Origin of the sequence: Rhizobium giardinii bv. giardinii H152 (assembly GCF_000379605.1) — a bacterium.
In the GTDB taxonomy this organism is placed as follows: Bacteria; Pseudomonadota; Alphaproteobacteria; order Rhizobiales; family Rhizobiaceae; genus Pararhizobium; species Pararhizobium giardinii.
This window is the reverse complement of sequence record NZ_KB902579.1, coordinates 82,741-101,437: the sequence shown is the minus strand read 5'-3', so window position 1 is coordinate 101,437 and position 18,697 is coordinate 82,741. Positions and strand designations below refer to the sequence as shown.

Here is an 18,697-nt window from a genome sequence, read left to right as displayed (position 1 = left end):
AAGATGTCTCAGGTCGCTTCTCCAAGTCCGCTCATAGCCGTGTTGCCGCGGTAGATGTCGATCGAACCGTCCAGATTGGTTTTCCGGGCGAAGGTCTCGTAGAAATCCAGGTCAACGCGTAGAGCGCATTCGGGATCAACGGTTTGGTCTTCTGGCTGTAGAGGATTTCGGACCCGAGCTTGTCGACAGGGACACTGGCGGGAATTCGGAGGCGGTAGGCCGTCTTCCCGGAGAACAGGTCGCCCTTCGTGTCACGCAGCCCCATCAAATAGAGCTGGTGGCCGCCAAGGTTCTGGGGCAGGTAGTTCGCCCAGAAGAAACGGGGCAATGGCGCGGTCGTAGGTCAGCATGTGGTTCGTCACATACCTTTGACGCCTCGATCGTTGAAATCAAACGAGATTTCGCACTTCCTGCTGACCCGCAAGGCCCGCGACATAAATCCTGTCGACCTGTGTCGCTGACGGAAGCCGATGCCTACGATGTGTTCTGCCGGTTCCGCTGGTCGAGCAACAGTGGCGAGCCGTTCTGCCCGCGATGCGGAGATCAGTCGCCCTACGGTATCCGCCGCCGCCGTGGCTCACCGCGGGGGAAACAGCACCCAGACTCCGGCGGCAGTCAATCAACAAGATCAGGACCAGGGTCCATGCCATCGCTACGATCGCCACCGACCACGGCGTCGGGTCCGAGGCCCTGAGGCTGTGCGTAGGTTGTGTTGTTTGAGGCGGTGCTTGTGCATCCTGAAAGTGGCCAAAGCGCCATCGCTACAATTGCCAAAAGATGTTTCAAAGTCATCGATAATCTCGATCCGCAAACAAGGGTCAATTTCATTCTTCGCCGAACAGCCGGTGTCTGGCTTGTGCCGATCTGTGGGCCAAGATTGGAGCCTCGTCTATTGTCCTTTAGGGAAGCAGCGCTGAAATCGGGTTCCTCCTCCGGCACGGCACATTATATGCACGATGCCGATACGGTGTTTGAGCAGACGGTCTCAATCGAGGGTGGAACGCTGAAGCGCCCTGTTGACAGCTGCGACCAGAGATTCCGCCGGGAATGGCTTGTGAAGATATCCGATACACCCGGCATTGAGCGCTTCGCGTTCGAGCGTCTCGTCGTCCACCGCTGTAATGAAGATGACGGGAAGAGGAATGCCTATGTGCTTCAGCCGATGCCAGAGCTCGATCCCCGACATACCGCCGAGATGGATATCAAGGACGATACAGCGGACCAAGCTTGTCTGTGCTTGGCTGAGAAACGCTTCAGCCGATGAATATCCTTCGGTCAAAAAGCCATTCGCGTTCAAAAGGCGCTCGACGCTTCTGAGCAGGCTCGGATCATCGTCGATAACAGCCACGGTGTCAGGTGAGTTTTCCAACGGAGCCCCTTCCGGGACCGATGGCGTAACCGACCCCTTAGGCGACGATCCTATGGCGACCGCGGAACAGTGGCTATTGTCCTTTGGTGAAGGTGACGCTTCTAAGGCCGGGGAAGTTCCTCTGAGGAATCGACAAGTCCCAACCTCTCGGCAATCGACACGGTTTCGGCCAGGGATCGTACACCGATCTTCTCCATGAGATTATGACGATGCGCCTTGACCGTTCTTTCCGACGTGCCCAGGACATGGGCGATCTGCTTGTTGAGCTTGCCGCGAACAAGCAGCCGCAAAACCTCGAATTCACGCGGGGTCAGGCTTGAAAGACGCGCTCGGGAGGCGTGTATCCGGTCAAGCTCGTCGAGCCGTGAGGCCGCGCGATGTAGCGCTCGGGAAATGGCGTCAAGGAGCATCTCGCTCGTTGCTGGCTTCTCCAGGAAATCCTCAGCACCGGCTTTCATCGCCCGAACGCTCGCCTTCACGTCGCCATGCCCGGTCAGAAACACGATCGGCAACAACGGGGCCATTTCAGCAAGCTTGTCCTGTAGAGCCAATCCGCTCAAACCTGGCATGTCGAGGTCAAGCAAGATGCATCCGGGCGCTGAGTCCGGCAGCCCCGCGAGAAGCTCCTCCCCCGAACCGTACAGCGAAATGCGGTATCCCGACGCCGACAGCAGCCGTCCCAGTGCCGTCCGGAAGGATTGGTCGTCATCGACGATATGGATGATCGGGTCCATCTAGGTTCAGCCAGTTCGCGCTAGCGGCAGTACGACACGAAAAACAGCTCCGCCTTCACTGCGGTTCGACGCCAGGATTCTGCCGCCGTAGGTTTCGACAATTGTCCGGGCGATTGAAAGGCCGAGACCGGTTCCTGAAGCCTTCGTCGTATAGAACGGCTCGAAGATCGTCGCGAGCTTGTCATCAGGGATGCCATGGCCGGAATCGGAGATCGACAGCTCCGCCTTTGCATCCTTCGTCAACCGTGTCTCAAGCGTGAGTTTTCGTTCCCTGCCTGCTACCTCCAGCATTGCGTCCATGGCGTTGGTCGCAATGTTGAGAACAACCTGCTGCACATGAACCTTGTCAGCTCGCACCGGCAGCGCTCCTGGCGCGCGGCTGGTGCTGACGACAACTCCCCTGCGCATTGCCTCTGCCTGCAATATCTTGATGGCTGTTGTGGTCAGCTCATTCAGGTCGAACTCCTGCCAGTCGATCTCGCCTCGTTTCTTGAGAAGCCCCCGCATGCGGGAGATGATGTCATGCGCGCGCTGATCATCCTCCTGGATGTCGACAAGAATCTGCGAGATTAGCTTCATATCCGGGCTCGCGGACCTGAGTACGATCGAGGCGGCCTCTGCATTGCTGCGAATGGCACCGAGCGGTTGGTTCAGTTCGTGGGCAATCGACGCCGAGAGAGCCCCCGCTGTCGCTGACTGGTTAAGGTGGATCACCTCCAGCAGCCGATGGCGCGACTGTATTTCTGCCGCATGCCGGCGGCGGCGTTCCAGAAGCAGTATGGAGATTACAATGCTCTGCAATGCAACGACAGCGAACGCAAGGAGAGCGGCGAGCCAGTGCTGCTCCAGAAAACTCGGCTGCCTGAACATCTGGACCGTGCCGGGCGGCAGGTCCTTCTCGGACAAACCCCATCGCTCAAGTTGCCGCGCATCGGCAACGTTGAAGTGAGGAGCCTGGACGTGGGCGATCGGTTTGCCAGCGAGGGCATCGAGAGTGAGATCGGCTACAGTGGCCCCCAGCGACTCGAACGTGACGACGTTTCCGCCGACGATGCCGTAGTCGATATAGGTGGGGTACGGACCATAGATGGGCGCGGTCGCAGTCGCTGCGATCTGCCTGACGGCCTCCCTCGGAATGAAGTTGCGGCCGCTGCTATCCTTGAAGATCGTCAGTGCAAGCACGATGCTATCGACAGGGAAAGTCGCGGCTTCGGCGACGAATTCCTCGATCGTCAAATTTTCCAGGTAGGTGGTGTCATAGTTCTTCGAAAACGCCGCAAGGTCGGCTCGCGCCGTCTCCAGCCACCATCGGTCGAACTCCGACGATCCTCCGATTATAAAAAGATGTCGGGCGTCGGGCTGAAGCTGTTGTGCCAGTTCCGCAGTCTTGAGGATATTGAACTCGGTAAACGCCCCGATCACGTCGCTTGGAAGGTTCATCCTCCGGGCGGTAGACTTGTTGAAGCCGGCCGCGATGATCCGTGCGTCTTTCGCAAGCGACGCGCGGTGGGTTACAACGAACCTTGCCGACTGTTCACCCAGCGCGATCACCACGTCAGGACGACGATCCGAATATTTGGTTGCTAGAAACTGCGCCATGCGGTCAATGTGACGATCCTCGGGAAAGCGCGACAAATCAAGGAACTCGGAGAACAGGTCAATCTTCCCCCCTGTGGCTTCGAGGAGCCGCGCCCTCACCGCCTCGCCGGCGACGGTGGTTGCCGCGATCCGCTCGTCATAGGGATAGAGGACGAGCACGCGCGGGACGCGGCCGACAATGGCTTGGCTCGCCGCCGCCGTAGAGGAAAATGCCACGAGAAGGAGGAGGTATGGTCCCACCCCCTCGATCGGCCAGCGTGATCGCATGTTCCAGTTACGCAGAACGCCCATCACTTTCCCCCCGAAAAGGTCAGTGCAACCTATCAAAGCAACATTGCTAATACAACCAAAACTTTAACATTCAAGTGATCCGAAAGGCTGCGGTTTGCCCGAAGGTACAATATCCCTGCTCCGTGACGTTCGATAGGTTGACCGCCATGAGCGGCCTTCGCGAGGGCGATGGTCGCTCAGATCAAGGAACGCCGTCATCCCTCGGGGCGTTCAAACTACGGCATGGTTTTTATTTGTTTCGGTTCAATTCAGGATGGCCATGCCCCGGAAGGCGCTAAGAGGCATTTTTGTCGTGCGCTCGGCGATCCCGGTCAGGCAAAAACCTCAAGGGAGGATTTCACAATGGATTTCCGTGTTATCTACGGGTGCGGAGCCTTGGCGGCTTCGACGTTTCTCGTGGGGGCTGTGTCCCCGGTGCTTGCTCAGTCACCAGCCAAACCCAACATTCTCTTCATCGTTTCCGACGATACTGGCTACGGTGATCTGGGACCTTATGGCGGCGGTGTAGGCCGCGGCATGCCAACGCCGAACATCGACAAGCTCGCCGACGAAGGCATGACCTTCTTCTCTTTCTACGCCCAGCCGAGCTGCACGCCTGGCCGCGCCGCAATGCAGACCGGACGCATTCCGAACCGCAGTGGCATGACGACGGTTGCCTTCCAGGGCCAGGGCGGCGGTCTGCCGGCGGCCGAATGGACACTGGCATCTGTGCTGAAGCGCGGCGGCTACCAGACCTATTTCACCGGCAAATGGCATCTCGGCGAAGCAGACTATGCGCTGCCGATCGCCCAGGGCTACGATGAAATGAAATATGTTGGTCTCTATCATCTCAATGCCTACACCTATGCCGATCCGACCTGGTTCCCGGACATGGATGCGGAAACGCGCGCCCTGTTTCAGAAGGTGACGAAGGGGTCGCTTTCCGGCAAGGCGGGTGGCGAGGTCAAGGAAGACTTCAAGATCAACGGCCAGTACGTCGACACGCCCGTGATCGACGGCAAGGCAGGCGTCGTCGGCATTCCGTTCTTCGACGGCTATGTCGAAAAGGCAGCAATCGAGTTTCTCGATGCGGCATCGAAGACCCCCGACCAGCCGTTCTTCATCAACGTCAACTTCATGAAGGTCCACCAGCCGAACCTGCCGGCACCCGAATTCCAGCACAAGTCCCTGTCGAAGAGCAAATACGCCGACTCGGTTGTCGAGCTTGACACCCGCATCGGCAGGATCATGGACAAGCTGCGTGAAACTGGCATGGACCGGAACACGCTGGTATTCTACACCACCGACAATGGCGCGTGGCAGGACGTCTATCCGGACGCCGGCTACACGCCGTTCCGCGGCACCAAGGGGACAGTGCGCGAGGGCGGCAATCGTGTTCCGGCGATTGCAGTCTGGCCCGGCAAGATCAAGCCTGACGTCAAGAATCACGACATTCTCGGCGGTCTTGATCTGATGGCGACCTTTGCTTCAGCCGGCGGCGTGCCGCTGCCTGCCAACGATCGCGAAGACAAGCCCATCATTTTCGACAGCTACGACATGACCCCGGTGCTGACTGGCTCTGGTCCTTCGCCGCGCAAGGAGTGGTTCTACTTCACCGAGAACGAACTGACGCCTGGCGCTGCCCGTGTCGGAAACTACAAGGCCGTGTTCAATCTGCGTGGCGATAACGGACAGGCCACCGGCGGCTTGGCCGTCGATACGAACCTCGGCTGGAAGGGTGCTCAGTCCTACGTGGCCATCGTTCCCCAGGTCTTCGATATCCTGCAAGACCCGCAGGAGCGATATGACGTGTTCATGAACAACTATACCGAGCATACATGGACGCTGGTCTCCATCTCCGCGGCCATCAAGGACCTGATGAAAACCTATGTCGAATACCCTCCGCGCAAGCTGCAGAGCATGGGGTATGACGGTCCGATCGAACTGTCGAAGTACCAGATGCTGCAGTCGGTACGGGAGCAGCTCGAAAAAGAAGGTGTCCACATTGCGGCACCAACGGGAAACTAGACTCCTGGCGGCCCCGCAGCAAGTCGGGGCTGCCGTCTCCCAGACGAACTATTCGACGTTCGCATCAGAAACCGTCGGAGGACACCCAATGTTCGCAGCTCACGATCTCCTGAAATCGGCCCGCGGCAGCGCGCTGGCTGTTGCCGCGGCACTTCTCCTTGCCACGACGGCGCAGGCACAAAGCGATCCACTGCCTTCGTGGAACGATACCACCCCCAAGGCTGCCATCGTCGCCTTCGTTGAAAAGGTCACTGCGGAAAACTCGCCCGATTTTGTCCCCGAACCGGAGCGCATCGCCGTCTTCGACAATGACGGCACACTGTGGACCGAGCATCCGATGTACGTGCAACTCGCCTTCGCGCTCGACCGCGTCAAGGCGGAGGCTCCGTCCCATCCCGAGTGGAAGGACACGCAACCATTTAAGGCAGTGCTTGACAACGATATGAAGGCCCTCGCCGCGGCGGGCGAAAAGGGGCTCCTGGAACTGATCCTGGCGACCCACAGCGGGATGACCAGCGACGAGTTCCAGAAGATCGCGTCCGACTGGATCGCCACGGCGCGCGATCCGAAGTTCAAGAAGCCTTACACCGAGCTCGTCTACCAGCCGATGCTCGAGCTTCTCAGCTATCTGCGCGCCAACGGCTTCAAGACGTTCATCGTCTCCGGCGGCGGCGTGGAGTTCGTTCGTCCTTGGGCCGAGCGGCTTTACGGCATCCCCCCGGAACAGGTCATCGGGTCGACCATCAAGACGCGGTTCGAGATGCGGGACGACGTGCCGACCCTGTTTCGACTGCCACAGGTCGACTTCATCGATGACAAGGCGGGCAAGCCTGTCGCCATCAACCAGTATATCGGCCGCCGGCCGATCGCCGCCTTCGGCAACTCCGACGGCGACCTTGAAATGCTCCAGTGGACCACGATGGGCGGCACGACGCCCCGTTTCGGCCTGGTCGTTCATCACACCGACGCGGAGCGGGAATACGCATATGACCGTGAGAGCGCATTTGGCCGTCTCGACAAGGCGCTGGATGCGGCCGCCGTGAACCAATGGACCGTGGTCGACATGAAAGCCGACTGGAAGCAGATTTTTCGGGAGAAGTAGGCCTGCGTATCGCTGATTCAATGAGCAACGCACGGACGACAATCTTGCAGGCAGCTTTTTGGCTTGGCTGCCTGCTGGCCTCCGTCGGGCAGACTTTTGCAGAAGAGAAGGCTCCCGCGTCCGATCCGCTGATGGCGCTTCACAAGGGATTCGTAGACGAGAAGACCTGCGCATCGTGTCATGCCGATCAGACAGCCGCCTTCGCCAAGTCCCATCACGCCAAGGCGATGGCGACCGCCGATGACAAGTCGGTGCGCGGCAACTTCAACAATGTCCAATTCGATCACGATGGCGTTGTCTCGACCTTTTACCGCCGGGAAGGCCGCTTCTTCGTCCGCACCGAAGGGCCGGCCGGAAAGCAGGTGGACTTCGAGATCAAGTACACGTTTGCCTATGAGCCTCTGCAGCAGTATCTGGTCGATCTTGGAGGTGGCAAGTTACAGGCTCTCGACATCGCCTGGGACACGCAAAAGCAGGAATGGTTCTGGCTCGGCGAAGGAAGTGCGAGTAAGCCAGGCTCGACGTTTCATTGGACAGGCCCGTTCTACCGATGGAACCGTACCTGCATCGACTGCCATTCCACCGATCCCCAGACCAACTTCCGACCGAAGACGAATGACTACGAATCGTCCTATGTCGCGACCAGCATCGGCTGCCAGTCCTGTCATGGCGGCGGTGCAAAACATATCGAATGGGCGAGCGCCAAGCTCGCGAACGCTTCAACGGCCGCAGTGGCAGGGCTCGGCCTGTCGAGGGTCGATGCGAACACTTGCTTCGCCTGCCACGCGCGACGCACGAGACTGGTCGATGGCTACCAGCCGGGGGGAGCCTTCCTCGACCATTTTTCCCCGGCTTTGCTTCGCAGTGATCTCTACTTCCCCGACGGGCAGATTCTGGACGAGGTGTTCGAATTCGGCTCTTTCCAGCAGAGCAAGATGGCAAAGGCAGGCGTGACCTGCTTCGACTGCCACCGTCCACATGAGGGCAGCGTCAGCGCGGTTGGAAATGCGCTATGCACCCAATGCCACTCCGAGAGCGCCCCAGAGCGCTTTGCAAAGAACGATCCGAGCGGCGCATTCGACACGCCCGCACATACCCATCATCCTCAAGGCTCCACTGGCGCGCTTTGCGCCAACTGCCACATGCCCGAGCGGACCTACATGAAGGTGGACCCTCGGCGTGACCATTCCTTCGTGATCCCGCGCCCCGACCTTTCGGATATCTACGGAACGCCGAACGCCTGCACGTCATGCCATGAGGGCAAAACAAGCGCGTGGGCGTCGGAGAACTTGGACACATGGTACGGAAAGGCTTGGCGTGAACGCCCGACGATTGCACATGCATTTGGGGGAGCGACGCAGAACGACCCTGCCTCGATCGAGGCCCTGCGCAAGCTTGTTGCAGACGAGGAACAGGCCGGAATCGTCAGGGGAAGTGCCATTGCCGAGATGAGCCGCCGCGGCGGGGCAGAAGTCGTCGTTGACGTAACGGCGGCTGCGAAGAATTCCGATCCGCTCGTCCGCCTGGGGGCTGCCGAGGCGGCTGGCAGCCTGCCGCCAGAGCATCGGCTCGACGCCATCGGCGGACTTCTTGGCGACGAGATGCGGGCGGTTCGGGTGGCTGCCGCCAGAACTCTCGGGAGCACTCAGTCGCTGGGCTTCCTGGGCCATCAGCGGCGTGATTTCGACGCCGCAGTGGCTGATTTGAAAGCCTATGTTCAGGCGAATGCCGATGTCGCCGAGACACAGAGCAGTTACGGAACGTTTCTGCTTGAACAGGGGCGCGCGGACGACGCGGAAAAGGCGCTCCGCCGGGCGATTGATCTTGATCCAGCCCTTCCAGGCGCGCGTATCAATCTCGCCGAACTTTACCGCGCCACCGGAGACAACGCGAAATCCGAAAAGACCTATGCCGAGGCGGTCGCGGCCAATCCGGATCGCGCCGACCTTCGCTACGGGCATGGCCTCTCTCTTGTCCGCCAGAAGTCAACGGAAGACGCGATCAGAGAATTGGGGGCGGCCGTGCGCCTTGATCCCGTCAATTCCAGATACAGGACAACGGCAGCAATCGCCCTGGATTCAGTCGGCCGAATGGAGGACGCTTTTGCGCTGTTCGATCCGGCCCTCGCAGATGGCGCAACGGACGCCAACCTGCTCGGCACGGCCATTCAGATCGGGCTGAAGCTCCGCCGCTATGACGAAACGCTCCGATTTGCGGAGGCCATGGCGCGCCTGCAGCCAAACGACACACAAATCGCAGAACTCATCAGGCAATTACAGGTCGCGGTTCAGGACGGCAAGTGAACACCGGACAGCGCGGTGTTGCACGCCGCTCCGGTAGCGGTGATGGATCAGCATACGCGACAACTATGCCCACCACGTCAAAGGAATAAGGGGACAGAAATCTACCTGACGGGGTGGGGCTTGGTCGGCGGCGGCGGGGCCGATATCGACTGGGATGTGGCCCTCGGCATAGGCTACGAAATCAACGAGCGCATATCAGCAATTGCCGGCTATCGCGCGCTCGGGGTCGACTACAGCAACGACGGCTTCCTGTTTGACGCCGTCCAGCAAGGACCCATTGTCGGCCTCGCCATCAATTTCTAGGAACACCTTTTACCCACCCCGGGCTTGCCTCACGCGCAAATCTCCCTCCTTATCTAAATGCGGCATTGTCGAGCACCTGCCCCGATCTGCCGCTCATTCCCGCAGACCTGCCTTGATGTAGCCCTCGATGAAATGCTGACGGTCGGCATCGTTGCGGAACGGCTGCGTCCCTCCCCATTGTCGGGCCGAAAAATTCGGAAACTCCGAGAGGAATTCCCTCCCCACCTTGCGCGCCTCCGCAGTACGCCCCAGCCGCGCGAGCGCGGCGGCGAGATTGCGTTTGGAACCCGGTCCGCCCGCCTGTGGATGACGAAGCGTTTCGGCGGCATCGTGGTAACGACCAGCGGCGTACTGGGCCCATCCGAGGAACGAGTAGTGGTCGCCTGGAGGATAAGGATTAAGGCGAAAACTATTCTCGGCGCACTCGACCGCCTCAGTTGCCCGCCCCTCGAACACCCGGAGATCGGCAAGGTGGGCCCACCCCGCAGAGTGATTGGGATTGAGGCGAAGCCCCTGCTCGAACTCCGCCACTCCCGCTTCGAACTCGCCCTCATAGGCGCGTAAGTAGCCAAGAACGATATGCGCATCGGCGTTTTTCGGATCGATCTCAACGGCTTTCTCGGCGGCAGCACGCGCGGCAGCGCGATGCTCGTCGAGCGGCTCGCCATAATATAGCGCATCGAAATGGTGGCTCATCGCGAGCCAGGCATGCGCCCCGGCAAAGCCCGGATCGATCTCGATGGCCCCGGCCAGGAGCGGGCGGGCCGCCCTCGTTTCCCGGAGCGATTGCGTTGCGAGAGCTCGTCCCCGAACGAAAAGATCATAAGCCTCGAGATTGGTGACCCTGCGTCTCGGAAGAGGTTTCGCCGAAGGCAGGACGTGGGCAAGGGCGCTGATCACCTTGCCGACGACTTCGTCCTGCAGGGCGAAGATATCCGCGAGGTCGCGGTCCAGGCGTTCGGCCCAGAGACAGCTGGCACTGGAGGCGTCGATGAGCTGAGCATTGATCCGCACCCGCGCTGCCGCCCTCCGCACGCTTCCCTCTATGAGATAGCGGACCCCCAGCTCCCGTGCGATCGCACGCAAATCCATCGAGCGGTCCCTGAAGGCGAAACTCGAGTGACGGGCGATCACAAGCAGACCACCAACTTTGGAAAGGTCGGTGATCAGGTCCTCCGCCAAGCCGTCGGCGAAATAATCCTGCTCCGCATCGTTGCTCAGAGTGGCGAACGGCAGCACGGCGATCGAAGCCACCTGCGGCAGCGGCGGCACGCCCAATGGGCCGCTGTCCTCCCGTTGGGACGAAGCGGGGTCGGCAGTTTCCCAGTCCACCCGGAAAACGCGGATGGGACGGACAATATTCTTCAGCGCACACTCGCCCTGATCGACGAAGCGTACCGGGAGCTTCCTGTCAACGTGTTCATGGACGCTGTGGCTGATAAGCACGCCGCCCGGTTCGGCCATTGCCTCCAGTCGGGCTGCGACGTTCACCCCATCTCCGAATATATCTTCCTGGTCAGCCAGGACGTCCCCAAGGTTGATCCCGATGCGGAAAACCAGTCGGCCGTCCTGGAAGCCATCCCCGTTCCGCTCGGCCGTTTCTCGCTGGAGGTCGACGGCGCAGCGGACCGCCTCGATTGGGCTAGCGAATTCTGCCAGGAACCCGTCCCCGGCAATTTTGAAGATGCGCCCACTGTGCCGTTCCATGGTCGGCCGCACAATGTCGCGCAACATCACCTGCAGCCGTGCGTGTGTATCCTCCTCGTCGCGTTCCATCAAGCGGCTGTAGCCCGCTACATCAGCGGCGAGAATTGCTGCCAGTTTCCGCTCCATAAGTTGCTTCCGGTGTAGAACAGCGTCTGAGCAATTATAGGAAAGTTATCGTCTTTCATCGAAGGAACATGAACCAGACGGCAAAAGCCAATACCCAAAGCAGGACGTAGTAGAACGCTTGTCCCTCGACCATGGCGGCGATCCTCATCCACCGATGGCCTGCACATTAGCATTGACGCATCTAAAGTGTAAGGCGTCGCGCCAACTCAGCGCTGGCCGAGAAGTGCGCTGAGAGCCGTCAGGTCGATATTGCCGCCGCTTAAAAGAATTCCGACCCGCTTGCCTGCACAGGGGATTGCGCCATGCATAACCGCCGCCGCGGCCAAGCAGCCGGTGGGTTCTACGACGACCTTCATGCGCTCGGTGAAGAACCTGACGGCCTCCACGAGTTGCGCATCGGTAACGGTTACGATGTCGTCGACACAGTCTTTCAGGATTGGAAAGTTGAGGTGGCCGACATGGGTGACAATCGCGCCGTCGGCGATGGATTTCGGCACCGGAATGTGAACGATCTCCCCCTTGCGCAATGATTGCTGGCCGTCGTTGCCGGCCTCCGGCTCGACGCCAACAATGGTGCAGGCCGGTAATAGCGCTCTGGCGCTGAGCGCACTGCCGGCAAGTAGACCACCACCGCCCAGCGGGACGACGAGCACATCGATTTCGCCGACATCCTCGATCAGCTCCAGCGCGGCGGTCCCCTGTCCCGCGATGACGTCCGGATGATCAAAGGGTGGTATCAACGTTGCGCCGCGCTCGGCGGCGAGGCGCTGACTTATTCCTTCACGATCTTCCGTATACCGATCATAGTAGACGACCTCGGCTCCATAGCCCTTGGTCGCCGCAACCTTTATCTCCGGAGCGTCCCGAGGCATGACGATCGTCGCCGCAACCCCCTGGAGCTTGGCGGCATAGGCAAGTGCCTGAGCGTGATTACCGGATGAGTAGGCGACGACACCATTTAGCCGTGACAGCCCGTCCAATGCGGCGATGGCGTTGTAGGCCCCACGAAACTTGAATGCCCCGGCCCGCTGAAGGTTCTCTGCCTTGAAGAAAACGGCGGCTCCGGTTCGCGCGTCCGCAGTTCGCGATGTCAATACGGGCGTGTGGTGCGCTACGCCGGAAATGCGCACCCGCGCGGTCTGGACATCTTCGAAGGTCGGGATGCGCAACGAAGGTACGGATGAAGGATTGGCCACGTGACGTTCCGTCATTCCAACGGCGCTCTCCGATTTTGCAAAACACGGAGACCTTAGCATCATGTGGGCATTTCGGCGAGTGATGTCGGTTTGGGAACGTGAGCGCACTCCCTTGGTCTCGATGTCTTTGAAGAACCGCGCGTCCCCGGGACGGCCGTTTGACTGCGACTTCAACTTCATCCAGCCACGCTCTGAAGAACTGCGCGTTCACGTTCTCACGCGCGCAGTATTCGCCGTCTGCTTACCGGAATGCAGTGCTTTCTCACTGGACATCTCCCCTTGAGTGGAGATGAAGTGCCCTGTAGACGGCGGTGTGCGCGGGGGTCGAAATGCCATGCTTCAATCCGAGCGCGGGAATGCGGCCTGACAGCCATTCCGGTTCCATTCGCCTGCCTTGCGCGAGATCGTGAACCATCGAGGCTCGGGTTTCCGGCGGTAGCGCCACAAACAGGCCAGCGGTCTCCTCACTGAAATCAGGCGGCATGGTGGTGCCCCTCGGCGGCCGCGACGGCGATGCCCTCGTTCCGCAGCTGTTCCATGAATTTTCGCGACCCGCCGCGCCAGATCGGCTCCCAAGTCATAGGCTTCTACCCTTGCCACCGAGGCGTAGCGGGTCATGATTTCGAAGGCCCGTCAGACCTTCTGAAATTCCAATCGATAAATCACTTCCTCGGCCGTCACAGGGTCTATCGCCGGCGCGTTACTAATCACCAGCATATCGCCGCTGATCGAAAAGGGTCTGATCTGTTCGGCTAGTCCCCAAAGCGGGTTCCAGCTTGCATCAACCTGATGGATGACCCTGCCGTCCTCGACCTTGTAGGTGCCGCAATAGGCCAGCATGGAATCGAATAGGCCGATCTTTTCGTCGTCTGTGAGCTTGGCTCCCATGGGAGCAGGCCGATCTCGGCTCACTACCAGAGCCATCATGCGTCCGGGAGGGAATCATCTCTCCTCCGCGTCGAGCCAATTACGAGCAAGAAGGATCGACAAAACGGCGTGAAGTATAACCGCGGGCCAAAGGAGGACGCCAGCCAGCCCATCCGCGAAACCGAGGTAAGCAAGATATATCGTGACGACCGAACTGTAGATCAACATACCAACCAAGGGGGCGTCCCGCCAGCAGGCGAGACCCAGCGCGACGAGGGCGATCCCGGCTACACGCGCGGTTGATATGGCCACACCAGTCAGCGCCTCGCCGAACAACAACTCTCCGACAAGCGAAGGAACGATCATCAGCGCCAAGCCTGTGACGGCTTCGCCAACTGCCGCGAACATAAGCGCCCATTTCCTTGACCCGACCACGTCGCGCATTTCATTGTAACCGTGCGGTTGGCAGTTCCGGGAAACTGCTAGGGCTTCGCTTTCGCCTCTTCGTCCAGTTTGAAGTTTAGCTTGTTGATCTTCCCGGTAAACTTGAAGGGTGCGTCGTAGCGGTACTCAATCATCGCGACCCCGGATCGGGTGTCCAGACCGACGTCAAAGCTTTCGTCCTCGGGGAAAGTGACCGGGGTGGCGTGTTCCAGTGAGTTCCTGGCCACTTCCTTGCCATCCACGGACAGCACGCCCGTACCACCCTTGCCCAGCCCCGGACCGTCCGACTTGAAGTCGAAGACGATGGTGTGCATGCCTGCATCCAGCGTCGGTCCCTCCCACGCGGTCCGTTTGAGGTCGAGCAGATTATAGAGGAATACGATTTTGCCGCTGCCGAACCCCAATTCACCCTTGCTCAAAAAAAGGCCGTAGCCACCGAAGCGCCCGCCTTCGGTGACGATCATGCCCTCCGCACCGCCTTCGGGTATCTCGACTTCCGCTGTTATGGTGTAGGACCTGTTCAATATGTTCGGAGCAGCGCTTTTCGGCACGCCGCTAAGTTCTCCCGAATAGGTGAATTCTGTTCGCCCCGCAGTCAAACTCGGACGTGGTGCGTTCCAGCGTGCGAGCGTCGAGTTGTCTATAGGCAGTACGTCGTACTTTGCTGCCTCCGAATAGAAAAGCGCCTGCATTTCCTTGACTTTCTCCGGCATCTTCACGGCAAGGTCGTCAAACTGGGTGGGATCCACTGCCACGTTGTAGAGTTCCCACTTGTAGCCGGTGATCACATCCGGAGGCGTCTCAGTGCTCAGCTCCCACGGCAAAGTCGCGGGTGTCGTGGCTGCCACCCACCCATCCTGATAGATCGCCCGATTGCCGAGCATTTCGAAGTATTGGGTCTTACGGGCGGACGGCGCGTCAGCGTTTGTCTTGTCCCAGGCGTACATCATGCTCACGCCTTCGATTGCGCGCTGCTTTGCGCCGTTGATCGTATCCGGTGCTGCTATCCCGGTCGCTTCAAGAATCGTGGGCACTATGTCGATGACGTGGTGGAACTGACGACGTATACCGCCCGAATCGGTAATGTGTCCGGGCCAGGACATGGCCATGCCCTGGGCGGTCCCGCCGAAGTGCGACGGCACCTGCTTCATCCACTTGAACGGCGTGCCCATCGCCCAGGCCCAACCCGCCGAAAAGTGCGGGAATGTGCGGTCAGAACCCCAGAATTCGTACCAGAGATACTGGTCCTTTACGGGGACGGGGACGCCGTTGAAGGTCGTGAACTCGTTTGGCGTGCCGTTGACCATGCCCTCGGCGCTCGCGCCGTTGTCGCCACTGATATAGATGATGAGGGTGTCTTCCAGTTCGCCGAGGTCTTCAACAGCCTGGATCACCCGGCCGATCTCATTGTCGGTATAGGCGAGGTAAGCGCCATAGACGTCAGCTTGCCTGATGAAGAGCTTCTTCTGCTCCAGGTTCAGGGAATCCCATTCAGGCAACTCCTTAGGCCATGGCGTCAGCTTGGCATTCTCGGGCATGATGCCCAATCGCTTCTGGTTGGCGAAGATGGTCTCGCGTATCTTGTTCCACCCCTCGTCGAAGAGGTGCATGTCACTGATCTTCTTGACCCATTCCGGCGCTGGATGGTGAGGCGCGTGGGTGCCGCCCGGAACGTAGTAAACGAAGAACGGCTTGTCGGGCGCGATCTCCTTTAATTGCTTCATGTACTGGATGGCGTCATCGGCCATTGCCGTGGTCAGGTTCCAGCCGGGATTGCCCTCGAACGGGTATATGGCCGTGGTGTTGCGAAACAGATTCGGCTGCCACTGGCTCGCGTCGCCGCCGACAAAACCGTAGAAGTAATCGAAACCCATTCCGATCGGCCATTGGTCGAAGGGACCTGCCTGGCTCGCCTGGTAGAAGGGCGTGTTGTGGTTCTTGCCGAACCAAGAGGTCGCATAGCCATGCTCCTTGAGGATGGTGCCGATAGTGCCGTTCTCTTTGCGGATAATCGAGTCGTAGCCCGGATACCCGGTTGCAATTTCACCCACGACCCCGAAGCCAGCCACATGGTGGTTACGACCGGTGATCAATGCCGCCCGCGTCGGCGAGCAGAGTGAGGTGGAATGAAAATTCGTAAACCGCAGCCCCTCGTTCGCGATACGATCAAGCGCAGGGGTCGGCACGACGCCGCCAAAGGTACCCGGTGCACCGAATCCTGCATCGTCCGTCATGATGAGCAGTACGTTTGGCGCACCGTGTGGCGGGACGATGCGCGGGGACCACCAGGGCTGTGATTCCGAGGCCTTCTCCTTGATCACCCCGCCGAATTGGGGATCAGGCTGGGGAAGCCGCTTTCCGTCAATCGTGGTTGTGGCACCAGGTGAACCGAGGACGCCCGTGGCCTGCTGCGCAAATCCAGAGACGCAACTCAGGGCAAGAAGACCTGCGCACGCAAGCATGCTGCTGCCTATCTTCATGACGGAAAAATCCCTTGCCTCAGAGGAAACTGAACTTTAGCATTTTAGAATACGCGCATTAATTGATCCCGGCAATGATGCAGGTCGCATTGGCGGTTTGGTCAAGGTGAGCGACGTGTACTTCGATTTGAGAAAATCCCGCTTGTGATTTCCGGCGCGAGGCCAAAAAACGAGGCAGGAACGAAGTGATTGTATCTCCTTCAGAGCCGTGGCGCGGACATTCCGGCGATGCCGAAATGACCAGCGCTTAGGTAGACGCAGGTGGATATGTCGGGATCGAAACCCTAACCGCTACTTGGCATCCAGCATCGCTCGGAGATGTGTGAGGCTGCGAATGCCGAACTTATGCCAGGCAATTAAGTCCATCAGCGCCTGCGTTGCGTCCCCTACATGTCCTGGCACGTTGTTGGCCGCACACCACTCATCGCGTATTTTGCGCAAAACAATCAGTTCGCACTCACTGAGAGGACGATCAGGGGCAGCGAACTCGTGCAAAACAAGAGACCTGTAATATTACTTTAGGTTGAGCTTAAGGCATAATATTTAACGCAACGTGTCAGATTCGGGGAACTGAGACTGTTTGCAGAGATTTTGAACCGAGATGGGACTAGCTACCGCAAGAGGCGGTTAGAGGTCTCCTGGCAGCGCGCCCCGGGACTTTATCCACAGCAAAATGGCTAGGCAAAAACAGAGCGCGTCAACGCGATCGCATGTGATCTTTCGGAGGGCGCTCCGTGATCTCATTGTGATCTTTTGGCGTTGATGTGATCTTTTCTTATGCCAATCAACCCTTTGACATCAAAGGGAAAATATTGGTGGGTGATCACGGGCTCGAACCGTGGACCCGCTGATTAAGAGTCAGTTGAGCGATAAGCCTTTTCAAAACCTTACCTCACTAAGATATTGATTTTATTATGTTGCATATTGCCATATTGGCCGACATATGCCAATTTATTGTGGAGGCCTTGCGCCCAAATGCGCCCAAAACTCTGGAGCCGCTGATGAAAAAACTTACCGCAATCTCGCTTCCGACGTTGCCCGAGGGCGACCATCCCGATCCGCTCGTGCCTGGCTTGACGTTCCGCGTTGGTAAGAAGCGGCGCGTCTGGACGCTGCGTTATCGCGTCGGCGACGCGCAGCGCCGCGACATCCTCGGCTATTATCTCGGCGCTAATCCGCCCGAAGGCAGCGAACACATGGGGTTAGCCGACGCCCGCGATAGCGCCCGCAAACGCCTCGAACGTGCCGAGGCAGGCGTACCCGTCCAACAGAAGCCCGCCCACCCGAAGCAGGGCGGCAAAACCGTCGCTGACATCATCGACGCCTACGAGAAGCTCCGCATCAAGGAGGGCGAGCGCACCAAGACCCTCGATCATGCACTCACCAGCGTCCGCAGCGGTCTCAAGGATTACCTGAAGCTTCCTGCGGCGCAATTTTCCAAGGCGGACCTCCGAGCCGCCCGTGACAAGATCGCTGAGCGTGCGCCTATCATGGCAAACAGATTTCTCGCCTACCTCGGGCCAATCTGGAGATGGGCGGCGGGAGAGGACTTGGTGCCGATGAACTTCGTCCGCGACGTGCGCAAGGGCGCCGAACGCAAACGGGACCGGGTTCTGACGCAGGATGAAATCCGGGCGATCTGGAATGCCTGCGGCGAGTTCGAAACCGATTCAGGCCGGGCATTCGGAAGGCTCGTGAAATTCCTCCTCGTCACCGCACAGCGCAGAGACGAAGGCGCATCGCTGGAACATGGCGATATCCTCGACGGCATCTGGCGGCAGGATCAGAACAAATCCGCGCGGTCACACCGCCTCAAGCTTCCAAGGTTGGCGCTCGATCTCATCGGCAGCGGCGAGGCGAAGGACATCGTCTTTGCTGGCGAGTCCGGCAAGCTTGGCGGCTTTTCGAAATGGAAGGCTGATCTCGATGAGTGCTCCAAAGTGGCAGGCTGGAGGCTCCATGATCTCCGCCGCACGGCTGCGTCAGGCATGCAGCTGCTCGGGGTTTCGAACGACGTTATCCAAGGTGTGCTTAATCACGCGATTGCGGGCGTCGGCGGCGTCTACCTGCGCGCTGAACTCGACAAAGCCAAGGGCGACGCGCTGGAAAAATGGGCGACGGCGCTTTCCAAGATCGTCAAGGACAAGCAGCGTGTGGCCTGATTTGAGT

Annotated in this window: 15 protein-coding genes and 1 pseudogene; 6 read left to right on the top strand and 10 right to left on the bottom strand. The window is 59.4% G+C overall.

Annotated elements, in window-relative coordinates:
* Positions 1 to 31 precede the first annotated feature (31 nt).
* A complete protein-coding gene (locus tag A3AY_RS39595; protein ID WP_026203084.1) occupies positions 32 to 328 on the bottom strand; it encodes a DUF1254 domain-containing protein in 297 nt (98 codons plus the stop codon).
* Between A3AY_RS39595 and A3AY_RS41335 the strand changes: the two genes are divergently transcribed.
* Positions 278 to 694, top strand: a complete 417-nt coding sequence (locus A3AY_RS41335; protein ID WP_162709232.1) for a transposase — start codon at positions 278 to 280, stop codon at positions 692 to 694. The genes A3AY_RS39595 and A3AY_RS41335 overlap by 51 nt on opposite strands.
* 291 nt (positions 695 to 985) lie before the next feature.
* Here A3AY_RS41335 and A3AY_RS0104050 read toward each other — a convergent pair whose 3' ends face one another.
* The 3 genes from A3AY_RS0104050 to A3AY_RS0104040 form a co-directional block, all read right to left on the bottom strand.
* Entirely contained in the window at positions 986 to 1,348 is a 363-nt protein-coding gene (locus A3AY_RS0104050; protein ID WP_018324401.1) for a response regulator transcription factor, read from the bottom strand.
* Between the two features lie 122 nt (positions 1,349 to 1,470).
* The gene (locus tag A3AY_RS0104045) at positions 1,471 to 2,103 is read right to left on the bottom strand and encodes a response regulator transcription factor (protein ID WP_018324400.1); all 633 of its coding nucleotides are present in this window, start codon (positions 2,101 to 2,103) and stop codon (positions 1,471 to 1,473) included.
* A gap of 6 nt (positions 2,104 to 2,109) precedes the next feature.
* Positions 2,110 to 3,993, bottom strand: a complete 1,884-nt coding sequence (locus tag A3AY_RS0104040; RefSeq protein WP_018324399.1) for a sensor histidine kinase — start codon at positions 3,991 to 3,993, stop codon at positions 2,110 to 2,112.
* 342 nt (positions 3,994 to 4,335) lie between these two features.
* Here A3AY_RS0104040 and A3AY_RS0104035 point away from each other — a divergent pair, with 342 nt between their 5' ends.
* The 4 genes and pseudogenes from A3AY_RS0104035 to A3AY_RS0104020 all read left to right on the top strand — a co-directional run.
* The gene (locus tag A3AY_RS0104035; protein ID WP_018324398.1) at positions 4,336 to 6,000 is read left to right on the top strand and encodes an arylsulfatase; all 1,665 of its coding nucleotides are present in this window, start codon (positions 4,336 to 4,338) and stop codon (positions 5,998 to 6,000) included.
* Positions 6,001 to 6,088: 88 nt separating this feature from the next.
* Complete coding sequence (locus A3AY_RS0104030) at positions 6,089 to 7,102, top strand: HAD family hydrolase (RefSeq protein WP_018324397.1); 1,014 nt, start codon at positions 6,089 to 6,091, stop codon at positions 7,100 to 7,102.
* A gap of 131 nt (positions 7,103 to 7,233) precedes the next feature.
* Positions 7,234 to 9,405: a tetratricopeptide repeat protein gene (locus tag A3AY_RS0104025; protein ID WP_234913057.1), complete on the top strand. Its 2,172-nt coding sequence runs from the start codon at positions 7,234 to 7,236 to the stop codon at positions 9,403 to 9,405.
* Positions 9,406 to 9,501: 96 nt separating this feature from the next.
* A pseudogene (locus A3AY_RS0104020) lies at positions 9,502 to 9,708 on the top strand (hypothetical protein); the annotation flags it as partial.
* A 93-nt stretch (positions 9,709 to 9,801) separates the two neighbouring features.
* Here the strand turns inward: A3AY_RS0104020 and A3AY_RS0104015 are convergent.
* The 6 genes from A3AY_RS0104015 to A3AY_RS0103985 all read right to left on the bottom strand — a co-directional run bounded on the left by A3AY_RS0104015 (position 9,802) and on the right by A3AY_RS0103985 (position 16,528).
* A complete protein-coding gene (locus A3AY_RS0104015) occupies positions 9,802 to 11,541 on the bottom strand; it encodes an adenylate/guanylate cyclase domain-containing protein (RefSeq protein WP_018324394.1) in 1,740 nt (579 codons plus the stop codon).
* Between the two features lie 206 nt (positions 11,542 to 11,747).
* Positions 11,748 to 12,752, bottom strand: coding sequence for a threo-3-hydroxy-L-aspartate ammonia-lyase (locus A3AY_RS0104005; RefSeq protein ID WP_018324392.1), 1,005 nt, complete (start codon positions 12,750 to 12,752; stop codon positions 11,748 to 11,750).
* A 247-nt stretch (positions 12,753 to 12,999) separates the two neighbouring features.
* Positions 13,000 to 13,221, bottom strand: coding sequence for a ketopantoate reductase C-terminal domain-containing protein (locus A3AY_RS37360; protein ID WP_083925889.1), 222 nt, complete (start codon positions 13,219 to 13,221; stop codon positions 13,000 to 13,002).
* A 149-nt stretch (positions 13,222 to 13,370) separates the two neighbouring features.
* Positions 13,371 to 13,664: a lipocalin-like domain-containing protein gene (locus A3AY_RS34455; RefSeq protein ID WP_083925888.1), complete on the bottom strand. Its 294-nt coding sequence runs from the start codon at positions 13,662 to 13,664 to the stop codon at positions 13,371 to 13,373.
* A 15-nt stretch (positions 13,665 to 13,679) separates the two neighbouring features.
* Positions 13,680 to 14,048: a hypothetical protein gene (locus tag A3AY_RS0103990; protein WP_234913042.1), complete on the bottom strand. Its 369-nt coding sequence runs from the start codon at positions 14,046 to 14,048 to the stop codon at positions 13,680 to 13,682.
* Between the two features lie 38 nt (positions 14,049 to 14,086).
* Positions 14,087 to 16,528 carry an arylsulfatase gene (locus A3AY_RS0103985; RefSeq protein ID WP_018324388.1) on the bottom strand — a complete coding sequence of 814 codons (2,442 nt, stop codon included), beginning with the start codon at positions 16,526 to 16,528 and terminating at the stop codon, positions 14,087 to 14,089.
* A gap of 1,001 nt (positions 16,529 to 17,529) precedes the next feature.
* Between A3AY_RS0103985 and A3AY_RS0103975 the strand changes: the two genes are divergently transcribed.
* Positions 17,530 to 18,690, top strand: coding sequence for a tyrosine-type recombinase/integrase (locus A3AY_RS0103975; protein ID WP_162709231.1), 1,161 nt, complete (start codon positions 17,530 to 17,532; stop codon positions 18,688 to 18,690).
* The last annotated feature ends 7 nt before the right edge of the window (positions 18,691 to 18,697 follow it).